The organism is Bacillus sp. 22475, from assembly GCF_052044835.1.
In the GTDB taxonomy this organism is placed as follows: domain Bacteria; phylum Bacillota; class Bacilli; order Bacillales; family Bacillaceae_G; genus Bacillus_A; species Bacillus_A cereus.
This window is the reverse complement of the sequence record NZ_JBQENW010000009.1, coordinates 13,814-27,361: the sequence shown is the minus strand read 5'-3', so window position 1 is coordinate 27,361 and position 13,548 is coordinate 13,814. Positions and strand designations below refer to the sequence as shown.

Below are 13,548 nucleotides of genomic sequence, written 5' to 3'. Positions count from 1 at the left end.
TTTATAACCACTTTTTATCTTCTCCTATAAGGTCCCTTTCAACATTAAATTCCAATACATATAGGGCAACATATATCTTTTAAGTAAAAACATACTATACCGTTCTTTCGCTTGATTAAATGGAAACGTTTCTTGGGGCTCATGTTCATAGTTAAATTCAGCGAGTATAAGACTTTTATATCCTGTAACAATCGGACAGGATGTATATCCATCATATTTAGCATGCAAGTCTCTTCCGTTAATTACGTCCATAATATTTTGTTTTAAGACAGGTATTTGTTTTCGAATTGCCGCTCCAGTTTTAGAGGTGGGTAAATTGGTACAATCTCCAAGTCCGAAAATATTCTTATACTGTATATGCTGTAAAGTATAAGGGCTTATATCTACCCACCCCTGAGAATCACTTATCTCACTCTCTTTAATAAAATTAGGTGGCCCCATTGGTGGAACAACATGGATCATACTGTATGGTACAGTTTCTCTTTTCAGTGTTTGCGTATCTTCAAAAATTGCTTCTTTCTTTTCGGCAATAATTTCTACTAAGTTTTTATTATAATTTGTTATAATTTGCTTTCTTTCTAGTACTTGTTCTAAAGTATTTGCATAACGTGGAACCTGAAATATGTTAGCGTTCGCAGTATAAAACATTACTTCACTTTTGTTTCTTACACCGCTATTAGAAAAATACTCTTCTGCTAAATACATAATCTTTTGTGGAGCACCACCGCATTTAATAGGAGTATTGGGGTGGGTAAAAACCGCATTTCCTCCTTTAAATTTTTCAATTTCTCTCCAAGTTGAATCAACATATTTATAAGAGTAATTACTACAAACCCCATTATTCCCAATAGACTCTTTTAAGCCTTTAATACCTTCCCAATTTATTTGTATTCCGGCTGCTACAATAAGAATTTCATACTCAAGCAACAGTCCATCATCTAAAAGTATCTTATTTTCAGATGGACATAACTTAACAACACTTTTAGGGATCCACGTTGCCCCTTTTGGAATAAGTGATTCTTGATCACGCATCGTACTTTCCTTTGAAACAATTCCTCCCCCCACTAAACTCCATAGTGGCTGAAAATAATGTTTTTTTGACGGATCAATAATCGCTATACTTTCTTTCAATAGGGGGACATTTCGTAATAAATGTGCAGTAGAAGATAGTCCTGCAGTCCCGGCACCAATGACAATAATTTTATAACTATCTCTAGTCTTCATTATCCTCTTCCTATCTAAAATTGATTTTTAAATTAACTAATTAGTAGCCATATTTTCATCGTAGTAACATTATTATAAGTTAAAAACACCATAGTTTTATCATATTTAAGTGAAAATTCCGTTAATTATACCATTACCATTACTATATGCGTAAATCCCCTATGTTACTTCCATATTTTATTTTAAATAACAAAACCATATATTGTTACATCGAATAAAACTAATATATTAAAATACTTTTCATGAATCCGGATAAGTAATGTTTTAAAAAAAACAAGATCTAACATCTTAGCTGTTACAATAAGTAGATTCACATAATTCACAACTAAGACAAGCATTAAATATCACTTAAGTTTCTTTACCTTTTTCTGTATATAATGATGAAAAATTGTGAAATTTTATCGCATTACGCAAGACATTTAATATCAAATATATTACTTTTACTATGAACTAAATGTGTTTATAGGACTTTTCTAGATAAACAAGGTGCTAAATTAATTCTCAAGAAGTCATTACTATTACATTTATCTAAAAATTGAAAAAACATGTGTAGATGGATATCATCTTAAATACATATATAATTACCTTTAATTTTCTGACACGATTTCACATAATTCTTAAACTGATTTTTTGCGTACATTATGAAAAAAATTGCACTGTGTCAGTCTTTAAAAGATTATATATCATAACTTTAAGAGAGGAAGGAAAACTATGAAGATGAAAAGAAAAATCATTATGACAACAGCACTTGCAGCTACATTAGCTACAGGTGTGCTACCTACTACTTCGGTGTTTGCTGCAGAAAAAGAGGCTCCTATTCAACCAAAAGAGGCACAAATGAGTATTCAACCTTTTGCACAAAATAATTTGGAAACAGCCGTTCAAGCTGCCTTAAATGGTCCAGAAGTCAAAAAAATTAAAGTATTTGAACATGAATTTAATGTAAAAGAAATAGAAGTAGTAAATCTAGGTGCAGGAAAAAAATATGTTAAGGGGCAAATTTCTCATCATTTAAGTTTTCGTCCAGATGATCAATTTTATTATGAGTTTACAGTACAAGATGGAAAGGTACTAGATAAACCTGTATTTAATATTGATAGAGGTGGCTGGACACCATTTGCTGCTCCACTTTTATCAATTCTTGCTGCGTATAATGGAATTCCAGTTAATCCAAATGATTTAAATGCACTTGGTCAGCAGATTGGTAAAGTTATAGATGGAAGCTGGGAACATGCAGCCCAATCAATTGCAACTGTAGTTAGTCTAAGTTTTAATGAGTAGAATTTTTCAATTTTTATTAGCAGTGTAGAGATCCGCTTTTTGTAATCAGCCTTGTTATAAGAGATTCTAAAACAGCTATTAATAAATTTTTACCACTCAATCACATTATCTTGATTTGTTTACCATCTTATCATTCATTATATGTCACAAAATAGAAGTCTTTTTTAGGACTTCTGTTTTGTTTGTATTCAATACGATAAACAGTTGTTTTTTGGAGGCTATACTTCGAGTTTTCAAGAATACGTTTGACTATTAGTGACAATTTATAATAAAAAATTATTAAAGTCTCAAATAACTTACTCCCCCTATTGTTAATTATTTTTAAATACAAAAATTTATTATCTTAAGAATGAAAAACAATAAATATAGTAAAAAATCATCTAACAATTGTTTGAAGGTCAGGAGAGAAAAAATGAACAAAATAAAAATGAGAAATTTCTTTAAAATTAGCATCCTTACTTGTATTACACTAGCAAGTTTAAGTACACCATCTACTATTTTAGCTGATAGTCATCCAGGTTACTCCTATGAATCCAATATAGGGTATCAAAATCCATCGTGGATGTCGAAAATAGAAGATTCAACAAAAATAAGTGAAATATCTATTCCAGGGACTCACGGTACGATGGCTTTACATGGAGCGAGTTTTCTTGATGAAAATTTGACAAGAAATCAAACTATCAGTTTATCCCAACAATTAAATTCCGGAATTCGATATGTAGATATGCGTGTTAAACGTGTAAAAGATTCTTTTGCAATGTATCATGGCGTTGTAAATCAAAAAGCTGTGTTTGAAGATGTATTAAAAGAGACCATTCAATTTTTAAAAGATCATCCAACAGAAACAATATTAATGCGCTTAAAAGAAGAAACTACTCCTGAAAGTGGATCTCTATCATTTGAGGAGATATTTTTAAAATATAAAAACGTTAATGCTTCATATTTTTGGGATCCTAATTCCGTACCAACTTCAGATAGAAATAACCCTACTTTAGGAGATACCCGCGGGAAAATTGTAATCTTACAAAACTTTACATCCACTCAATTGTACGGTATTGATTACGAAGGTTTGAATATACAAGATAAATTTGAAATTGGAGGCGAACCAGACGAAATATATGCAAAATGGATTGCGATAAAAACCCATCTACAAAATGCAAATACTAACTTTAATAATGGAAAAATTTATCTCAACCATTTTAGTGGTACGGGGGGCGCAGCGGCATTTTTAAATAATGTATATCCTTGGTTTATTGCAAGCGGAAAAGAGAGCAGAAATACTGATAGTAGTCCTAAATTGATTCAAACGAATTCCACAAATGCATGGAGTGATTTCCCTCGCGATAGAAACGGACAAGTATACTATGGGGGAATGAATACACTTGGGACCGATCTCTTACAACAAGGCGTAATTAAACATTCTGGTATCATCGCAGCTGATTTTCCTGGTCCAGGTTTAATTGATAGTATCATTAAATTAAATGGTCTACATTCTAATGAAAACGAAATATTAATTTCGCAAATATCATCTGAATCTAGTCCTTTATCCGGGCAACAAAATCGATCCAGTCAAAACTTTAAAATTGATAGTTTACCTGTAGGTACCAAAGAATTAAAATGGGTTATTGAGCCTTCAGAAAAAGATTATTCTTCTACTATCTCTTTCAATGTGATGATTGATGTTTCCCTAGGAATAGATTCTACTCGTTGGAAAAACATTTCACATGGATCTAGGACTGAAGCTTACACAAATACTAAATACTATATTGCAAGTCCAACGGGTGCCACTAACAAATTCACAGTGAAAATATACGCTATTACAAATTAGAAAATAAAGAATCCCAATGAAATTCCATTGGGATTCTTTTTTAATTTCATTTCGTAAACATTAGGATGGGGTTTAAATCTTATTGATTTATCATTTAAATCATAAGATAATTCATATTTGGCACAGCCCTTAATTTTTAAAAGAAACCCCCAAAATGTTAACTACCTTTTCCCACCTGTCACTTATTCAAAACTGGCTTCCAAAGCGATAAGGAAAAAATCCAATTTGGGTCGCCATTTCCTTGATGATCTTGAACTGCTTCATACACTTTTCCCTCATGTACTACTCTATCGCCTTTAGTATATGCTTTTCTTGCATCCCATTTTTCATATGTGGAATCCTCTGACTTTGTTGTTACATTCAAAACATCACTTCTACTAGATTCATTTCCAGCTAAATCAACCGCCGTCACTACATATTTATACGATGTATTAGCCTTCAAATCTTTATCCATAAAGGATGTATTAGCCGCTGTCCCAATTTTATTCATAACCCCAGCGCTTTCTCTATATACAATATAATGGTCAACACCTACATTATCTTCAGACGGACTCCACATCAAATCAACAGTTTTCGCTGTTGTACCCATACTATGTAATCCTTTTGGTTGAGTTGGAGCCTCTATATCTGGGATTGCATGTGTTGTCTTAACCTTTAGTTTTTCACTTTCTTTTGATATGTTTCCAGCAGAGTCTAATGCCTTTATTGTATAGGTATATTCCGTATCTGCTTTTAGTTTTTTATCAATAAAAGTTGTACCTAGTACCGTATCAATTACTTCGCCATTACGTAACACTTGATATTCTTTTACACCTATATTATCAGTAGAGGCCTTCCATGTTATCTCAACACTATTGGCAGAAACTTTAGAGGCATTTAATTCAGTTGGTTGACTTGGAGCTACTGTATCAGGAGTTTCATTATTTACTAAATTTACATCAATTACATTATAAAACGCATTTGACGTATCTGCTACATCCCATACAGCTAAAATAACATGATAACCATTACGATCAGTTGGTACATTAATTGTATGTGTTAAATTATTTGATGCGGCCGAACCGTCATGTTTCACAGTTCCAATTGGTTCTAATTCAGCACGTGTTAATGGTTTATTAGGATCCCATCCTTTTTTTGTAATGTAATAATGCCATTTACTTGTAGAATGTGCTGCTGTATATTTCCATGTAAATGTATTTGCTCCACCCTTAATTGTGTTTTTGAACCAACGATTTGTTGTTTGTTGGTCAAGAGTTCCTCCAAATAGTCCTCCTGCCGAAGCGATTTTACCATCAATCGGTCCACCTTCTGGAAACCCTTTAGGTGCTTCTAGACTTTGAGGTTCATACATTACATTTCCACAATTTAAATTTAATACCCCATAATTCTGACTACATAAAGCAGCACGACTACTCGGTTTTTCAACAAACCCATGTGCATACGCACTTTGAGGAATCATTGTAATTGCCGTCACCCCTGCAGCCAGAACACAAGCACCAATTCCTTTTTTACTTTTTCTTAATCTTTCCAATTTAGATGTTAATTTCAAATTCATTCTTGTCCCCCCAATATATTGTTTTCGCTAATATAATAGCAATATAGGGATAAACGAACAAATCACCAATTAATATATTAATATCCCTCATAAATTGGTACATTTATTATTATTTTTAATCTCCTATAAAAATAAAGTAAATACAATTACGCTATCTTGTAACATTATGTATTTAAAGAAGAATAAAAACCTCATTTTATTTCACAAAAAATTCAAATATTAAAACGGATAATTAAATCATGTAGGAAAAATAAATTTTTTATATTACAAAAAAGCAAAAAAAGTCTGGAAGAAACCGATTATATCCGTTTCTTCCAGACTTTCACTTCTTTTATACCACTCACAAATCCTTTAACCTTAAACATATACACTTGAAGTTAAAACCAACATAACTAATATAACCTATATGTTGACTAGCTTCTAAATGTTAAAATTCATAAATTAATAGTAACAGACCAATTAAAACAAACCATTTAGCAAACACATATAATATTCTTACTAATTCAATCTAACGCTTAATTACTTATAAAATAACTTAGGGTATCTAACTTAGGGTATCTAACTTAACTGTATTTTCTTTATTAATACCATTGTCTACCCTGCATTTCCTTACTTTAAACAGATCATCAAGAAATTGTTAATGTTTAAGGAAAATTCATTTTTCATTATCATATTCCAAAAATTTATTATGTTATTTTTATCTAATAAGGCACAGAAACAAAGGGTAAACTTCAGTTGCTTGAGAAACGTTCTTAGGGTGAAACGTTTAAAGGGTACTTTAGTACTGAGTTTTTATTACATGTTCCTGTACCTAATATTTAAATTAACGTATGTCAAAATATTTTACAATACGAGTGTTAAACGTTACATATTTCTATATAAAATGATACATTTCATCAGCACGCCTCTCCTAATATTTATGCTAAATATAGAAAATTCAGCTCTTTAGGATTTAATTTTAGAATTCTCATAAAAGCATATGATAGATTAGGCACGTAATTGTCACAAATTAATAGTCTATCTACTTTTTAATTACCTATGAAAACTCTATTACCGCTTTATTATTTACTCCTAAACCAAAGCACATCTATACCTACAATTTATTAAAACTCTTTTAGATAATCTTTCAAAAGATTCGATAGTTTTATATTTTTTTATTGTACATTTTTGCATTTGATGTTAGGATTATGCCTATTAAAATTGAATCCTATCGATTCTTCTTTATAATTTCCATATTTTAATTGTTAAATAAAAATATAGATTCTGATATATATATTCAAAATCAGACCTACAATATCTTTATTTTACAATGATTTCGTGGCATACCTTTAGAATGGAAAGATATATGCAACAACGTGTTAAGGGGTTACAGGAGGAACAAAAATGAGAGACTTTTTTGATGATAAGTACAAAAATATTGAATTAAAAAGGAGGTTAATCAATTTAATAAGTGAAATTAGCGAATTCAAAGGAAAATTAGCTGCTTATCAGGAACAAAACCCTGACATATTTAATAGTTTAGAAAAAACCATACCACTACATTACATAAAAAATTTCACAACTATTTATGAGGATATAAAAGTTCCTAATAAAAGATTAAAAGAACTTATTTTAGATGATATAGTACCTCAAAATATTTCTGAAGATGCTATTTTCTGCTATTATCAAACACTTTCTTTTGTACATAAAAACTCCTGTACTTTATCAATTAATCCAGCAACTATACAGGAATTACATTTTCAACTAATACATTACCTTACCTCTGACAGTGCCAAATGGCGTGAAAAACCTTTTATTATTCCGGGAGTTCCAGAACATGGAATGCACTTGAATAGTTACCGCATTCTTCCGCATGAACTTATCCCACGGTTTATGGAGCAATTATGTGATCAATACAACTCATTAAATACTAGTAAGGGGCTACATTCACTTTTATTAATAGCTCGTTTTATATTAAATTTTTATTGCATAGTCCCTTTCAATCAAGGTAATAACAGGCTGGCATTTATGTTAATGCAATTGCTGTTAATTAAGAGTGGACATACATTTGTAAAATATGTGTGTTTGGATAAGTATATTAAGAAAAACGAATCTGAATATTACAATTCAATTTATAAATCTTCGGTAAATTGGTACTGCGAGGAACACAATAGTAGCTTTTGGTTAAAAACGTTTTTAACTATTATATTAGAGGCTTACAAAGATCTACATAACACAGTTCTAGATTCTATATGTAAACATACTAAAGTTGAGAGAATTCAGGATTTTATACTTAAACAAAAACAACCTTTTACTAAGGAAAGTATTCGTAACACTTATCCAGACATTGCAGAAAGTACAATCAGTAAGGCTTTAAATTCCTTGCAAGTGTTTGGCCATATTAAGCTAGTTACAAAAGGAAGAAACGCAACGTGGATTAAGATTTGACCATACTTTCAATACACATGATGTTTAAAAATTCAATTATAACCTTATCATTGAATTTCACTTTAATTTTAAGCTAATATTACTTTTTTAGTTATTTCTAATTCCAACAAAACATTTTATAGGAAAAGGTCCGCTTTCCCCCGCCTTTTCCTATAATAAAATGAAATATAAATATAAAATAATTGTCGAAAAAAGTCTAATTTTAATATTTTTTCTTTATTTTCTGGTTGTAAACGCTTCTATTTCGTGTTACCATCTTAATCAAACAATAGATGGTCATAAAAATGAAAGTATTTCTTTCCCTTAGAAACATATAAACGTACGGTAATATCAAGAAAATAAGGCCAAAGAAATATTTGATACCTACCAAAATAATGAATAGGAATTTTGTTGCGCTATTTTTTCTGATAATTAAGAAAACGCATTTTGTCCCTAAACAAAATTTGTTGGTGCGCAAAATTCAAATACACTAGAACACCCAAATAAATGAAATATCCTTTTTCATTGAGTATTAAGGTATGAAAAAAGAATTCTTCCTACAAAATTTAGCTGATTAACATAAAGACATCTAAATTACTACCTTTATCGCCATCTATTGTTGACAACATATTTACCAAATAAAAAGAACCTATCAAGGGTTCTTTTTATTATAATCATTCAAATTTCAATTCTATCTTAATACTTAGATTTCCACACAAATCACATCTACTTTTTGCTCTCAATTATTGAATTAATAATATCGCACATCAAATTTATTAATTCTTATCTTCAATTAGTTTAAATTAGTGAATAAAATTCAATCATATAAAAATAATAAATACAACTAATCGTTATATATTAAAGAGGTGTCAATTTTGTCCTTAAATGAAGAGACCTTAGAAACTAAGACAGATAAAACCATTGAACAGATCCAAACAAGTAACTTAAAACAACTTAAACATACACTAGATAATATCTTTGATATTAGTGCAGATTTAATTGAACATCCTTTGCAATTAAAAACAAACACTAATATTTTACTATATTATTTTGAAGGCCTTACAGATGGTGTTGCATTAAAAGCGAATGTTGTTACACCATTATTACAAGAAGTAAATGAAGACAGTCAAATTTTTAATTCTAATATTATTGCTACTCATACAAAAATCGTTTATACATGGAATGAAATTAAAGAAGGATTACTTGAGGGTCAATGTGTACTGTTTATGGAAGGAGAAAATCGGTCACTTCTAATAAATACAAAAGGCTGGGCAGAGAGAGCCATTCAAGAACCAATTTCAGAAGTTACTATTAAAGGCTCACATGATGGTTTTATTGAGAATGTCACAAAAAATATAGGCCTAATTCGTCGATATATCCCTTCTACAGAGTTAAAAATCAAAAAGCTGACGATTGGAGAACGAGCCACTTCTTTAGTCTATTTAATTTACTTAGGCGATGTAGCAAACTCAGATGTCGTCCAAGAAATAGAAACTAGAATCTGTAAAATCAAAACAGATGCGGTATTAAGTATTGGAGAGCTATCTAATTATACAAAAGATCAAAATTGGACTCCTTTTCCACAGGCTTATTTAAGCGAACGTCCAGACGCCATTTCAAATCATATACTTGATGGAAAAGTAGCAGTGTTAATGGATAGATCCCCTGGTGCTATGGTTGTTCCTATGAATTTGATTGGATTTTTTCAAACCCCAGATGACTATAATATTCATTGGCTCATTGCATCTTTTTATCGTTTATTACGATTTGCAGGATTTATTATAGCTATTTTTTTACCCGCATTTTATATTGCTATAGTCTCTTTTCACTTTGAAATCATTCCTATAGATCTATACACTTCTATTGCAACGTCAAGAGTCAAAGTCCCTTTCTCTCCCCTACTGGAAGCATTTATAATGGAAATTACACTTGAAATGCTACGTGAAGCTGGTATTCGCTTACCACAACCAATTGGACAAACCATTGGAATAGTTGGAGGGATTGTAATTGGACAGGCAGCTGTTCAAGCTGGGCTTGTGAGTAACGTTATGGTTATTATCGTCTCTATTACAGCCATTGCATCATTTATTGTATCTAATTATGATTTATCAAGTTCTATACGCCTTATTCGTTTTCCAATGATGTTATTGGCATACTTTTATGGGATTGTAGGTATTGTAAGTGGATTAATGCTCTTATTTGCTCATTTTGTTTCACTAACTTCCTATGGTTCACCATACGGATTGCCAATCGCGCCATTTCGGCTCCAAGAGTTAAAAGATTCTTTTGTAAGGTTTCCTATATCGATGATTACCACCCGCTCGAGTACTGGACAGCCGAAACAAGAAAAGAAAAAAGAAGGTGGTTCGCATGGGGAATCTTAAATTCAAAAATATAACTTTATTCGAATTTATTATTTTCATCCATTCGCTGCAACTTGCATCTGGTATGTTAATTATGCCAAGCCCACTTGCTACTATTGCTGGCACAGATGGCTGGATTTCAATCATTCTTGGATGGATGGTTACTTCTATAATCGGTGTATTTATTATATTAATGTTACAAAAAAATCCCAACAAAAATTTCTCACAAATCTTAAAAACATACTTTGGTAAATGGCTAGGGACGATTCTTTTTCTTTTATATGCCTGTTATCTATTTTTTGCTGGCTTTAATACTTTACTAAAGGCAACTGATATTGTAAAAGTTTGGATATTCCCTTCCACTCCTGCTTATCAAATCACCATATTATTACTATTACCTTTTATTACTTTAGCTCTGAGTGGGTTAAGGGCTCTTACTAGTTATTCTATGCTTGTTTTCTTCTTCACTACTTGGATGCCACTATTTCTTCTTTTTTCACTAAAGAGTAACTACAACCCTTTACACCTACTACCTATTTTTAAAGAGGGATTATACCCTATTTTAAAGGCAACAAAAGAAACTATTACTCCTTATGCTGGCTTAGAAATTGCATATTATATATATCCGTTCTTACAAAAAAAACAAAAGGCCATAAAAGGAATACTAATAGCTAATACTGGAACCATGATTTTCTATCTATATGTGACTATTCTTTCTTATATATATTTTAGCCCCGAGGGGATAAAAGACGTAATTTGGCCCGTATTTCATTTGTTACAAGGGGTTCGTTTTTCTTTCATGGAACGATTAGAAATTATTTATATCGCTTACTATTTAATTGTATTCTCCACTACTTTATATCCGTATTTATTTTTCAGTTTTGAATCTATGACCATATCACTTCAAAAAAACGCCCGAAATTGGGCGCTGCTTGCTTTTATGTTATTTATAGTTGGAGTATTTATTTTCCTAAATCCCGATGTGGATCAATATTTGTTTATATATTCTCTTATGGATATCTTAAATGTCATTTTCTTTATTCTATTACCAATCTTATTTTTCGCTTACAGTATTCTTTTTACTTGGGTTACTAGGAGGAAACAACTTTGATTCGAAAATGGATATGGATTGTAATTTGTTGTGTATATATAATTGGTTGTAGTCAGAGAATTCCTCTTGAGAAGGTTTCATTAATCCTGTTAATTGGCTTGGATAGAACCTCTAATGGAGACATAAAAGTTGGAACAAGCATACCACTCTTTCATCATAAGCAGCAAAAAAGTACTATAGAGCATTGGACACAAGCATCAACTGTATATAATGGATTCAGTAAGATAGATACGAAGTTAACGGGATATCTGACAGCTTCCAAAGCTGAAATCATTTTAATTGGGAAAAAATTAGCGCAAGAAGCAAACTGGTTGCAGGAGCTTGATTCTTCTTACCGTGATCCTTACGCTACCATTAATGCTAAAGTAGTACTTGTAGATGGGCCTGCAGAAGAAATTTTCAAAATTTATAAGCCTAGTAAACCATCACTATCATCTTATATAAATGGTGTAATCGAATCCTCAATTCAAAATAACCAATCCGTCTCTTCTACAATTCAGCAATTAATGAGAGAACAAAATGAAGATGGAATGACGCAAACTGTTCCAATTATCAAAAAAACAAAGAATGAAATCGACACAGTTGGAATTGCATTTTTAAATCGAAAAGGGAAATATTTAACTTATATCCCTAAAAAAGATGTAAAATTTTTCAATCTTATAAATAAGCCAAAAAGTAACGGGCGAATGATACTACACCTTGCACTTCCTCCTAAAAATTCCAACAAAAAAACAAATACTTCTATCTTTGTACAGAACGCGACAAGGAAGGTAGATGTTACTTTTCAAAACGGAAAGTTTGTATTTAATCTCGATATATATGCTAATGTAGCTTTAATAGAAAAAACCAATCCGAATTTAATTAAGGGTTACTATGATAATAAAAAAAATATATATCATTTAAAAAGTGCTATTCAAAAAGAAATTAATAATAATTTACAAAATATATTAAATGAAATACAGCAGAATAAAATTGATCCAATAGGATTATCCCTATATGCTAGAGCTTTTCAATATAAAGAATGGAAAAAAGTAAAAGGAGATTGGTTGCAAGCGTTAGCAGAGGCGAAAATAAATGTAAAGACACACGTCAAAATAAAAGATACTGGGACCATTAGAAATTAATCTAGCATTTAATAGCATTTCTCAAAGGACTCACATATTGTTTTAGTGATTCCTTTGAGAGAATAATGCTTTGCTTTAATGAAAAGACAGTATATGCAATTATTCATTTATTTGTTCTAGTTATCAAAATATCTATTCTTGTCAAAAATGCTCAGTTCAAAGAAAAAATTCCTGTCTTCTTCTACTTATTCTATCCGAAAAGGAAACAAGGGAAGGTTTCGATAATTATGTTTTGCTTTAACAATTTTATAACTATCCCCCTTCTTGTAGCTACTCCACTAAAGCTCCTGCTTATATATTGAATCTCTTTTTACTTTCTCCACTGATGATTCATAAAAGCTCAAAAAGAGAATTCACTTTTCAAATCCAACCTATCGAATCAATTATTGTCTAATAATACCACACCATCTTTATCAACTTATTTTAGAATATTTGAACAATAATTTTATATACAAGCTCTGCATAAATTATTCATTTTCATTTATATAAGGCCTACATTTTTGCTTCTGATAAATTATCAAATATTGAATTATTATACACAAACCTAAAAACACGAGGTATTTTGTAGAATTTTGTCTATCAATATGTATGTACACCCTTATGTAGTGGATATAGACTGTGAGGTGTAAGGAGGTACCTTACAAAATAATGAAAAG

8 protein-coding genes are annotated in these 13,548 nt (G+C 30.9%); 6 read left to right on the top strand and 2 right to left on the bottom strand.

Going from position 1 to position 13,548, the window contains the following annotated elements; translation table 11 throughout:
- Positions 1-24: 24 nt before the first annotated feature.
- Positions 25-1,224, bottom strand: coding sequence for an FAD/NAD(P)-binding oxidoreductase (locus tag ACTJJY_RS15965; RefSeq protein WP_089171536.1), 1,200 nt, complete (start codon positions 1,222-1,224; stop codon positions 25-27).
- A 711-nt stretch (positions 1,225-1,935) separates the two neighbouring features.
- Here ACTJJY_RS15965 and ACTJJY_RS15960 point away from each other — a divergent pair.
- Both ACTJJY_RS15960 and ACTJJY_RS15955 read left to right on the top strand, forming a co-directional pair.
- On the top strand, positions 1,936-2,505 hold the full coding sequence (locus ACTJJY_RS15960) for a hypothetical protein (protein ID WP_016130655.1): 570 nt from the start codon (positions 1,936-1,938) through the stop codon (positions 2,503-2,505).
- A gap of 412 nt (positions 2,506-2,917) precedes the next feature.
- Entirely contained in the window at positions 2,918-4,333 is a 1,416-nt protein-coding gene (locus tag ACTJJY_RS15955; RefSeq protein ID WP_440605965.1) for a phosphatidylinositol-specific phospholipase C, read from the top strand.
- Between the two features lie 178 nt (positions 4,334-4,511).
- Here the strand turns inward: ACTJJY_RS15955 and ACTJJY_RS15950 are convergent, their stop codons facing one another.
- The gene (locus ACTJJY_RS15950; protein ID WP_440605964.1) at positions 4,512-5,888 is read right to left on the bottom strand and encodes a lytic polysaccharide monooxygenase; all 1,377 of its coding nucleotides are present in this window, start codon (positions 5,886-5,888) and stop codon (positions 4,512-4,514) included.
- A 1,383-nt stretch (positions 5,889-7,271) separates the two neighbouring features.
- Here ACTJJY_RS15950 and ACTJJY_RS15945 point away from each other — a divergent pair.
- The 4 genes from ACTJJY_RS15945 (at position 7,272) to ACTJJY_RS15930 (ending at position 12,892) form a co-directional block, all read left to right on the top strand.
- Entirely contained in the window at positions 7,272-8,315 is a 1,044-nt protein-coding gene (locus ACTJJY_RS15945; RefSeq protein ID WP_440605963.1) for a Fic family protein, read from the top strand.
- Positions 8,316-9,169: 854 nt separating this feature from the next.
- Positions 9,170-10,678, top strand: coding sequence for a spore germination protein (locus tag ACTJJY_RS15940; RefSeq protein WP_440605962.1), 1,509 nt, complete (start codon positions 9,170-9,172; stop codon positions 10,676-10,678).
- Entirely contained in the window at positions 10,665-11,768 is a 1,104-nt protein-coding gene (locus tag ACTJJY_RS15935) for a GerAB/ArcD/ProY family transporter (RefSeq protein WP_440605961.1), read from the top strand. Before ACTJJY_RS15940 ends, ACTJJY_RS15935 begins: the two co-directional genes overlap by 14 nt.
- Positions 11,765-12,892 (top strand): Ger(x)C family spore germination protein, encoded by a 1,128-nt coding sequence (locus ACTJJY_RS15930; protein WP_088344601.1) that lies wholly within the window; start codon positions 11,765-11,767, stop codon positions 12,890-12,892. The genes ACTJJY_RS15935 and ACTJJY_RS15930 overlap by 4 nt, the downstream gene beginning before the upstream one ends.
- Positions 12,893-13,548 lie beyond the last annotated feature (656 nt).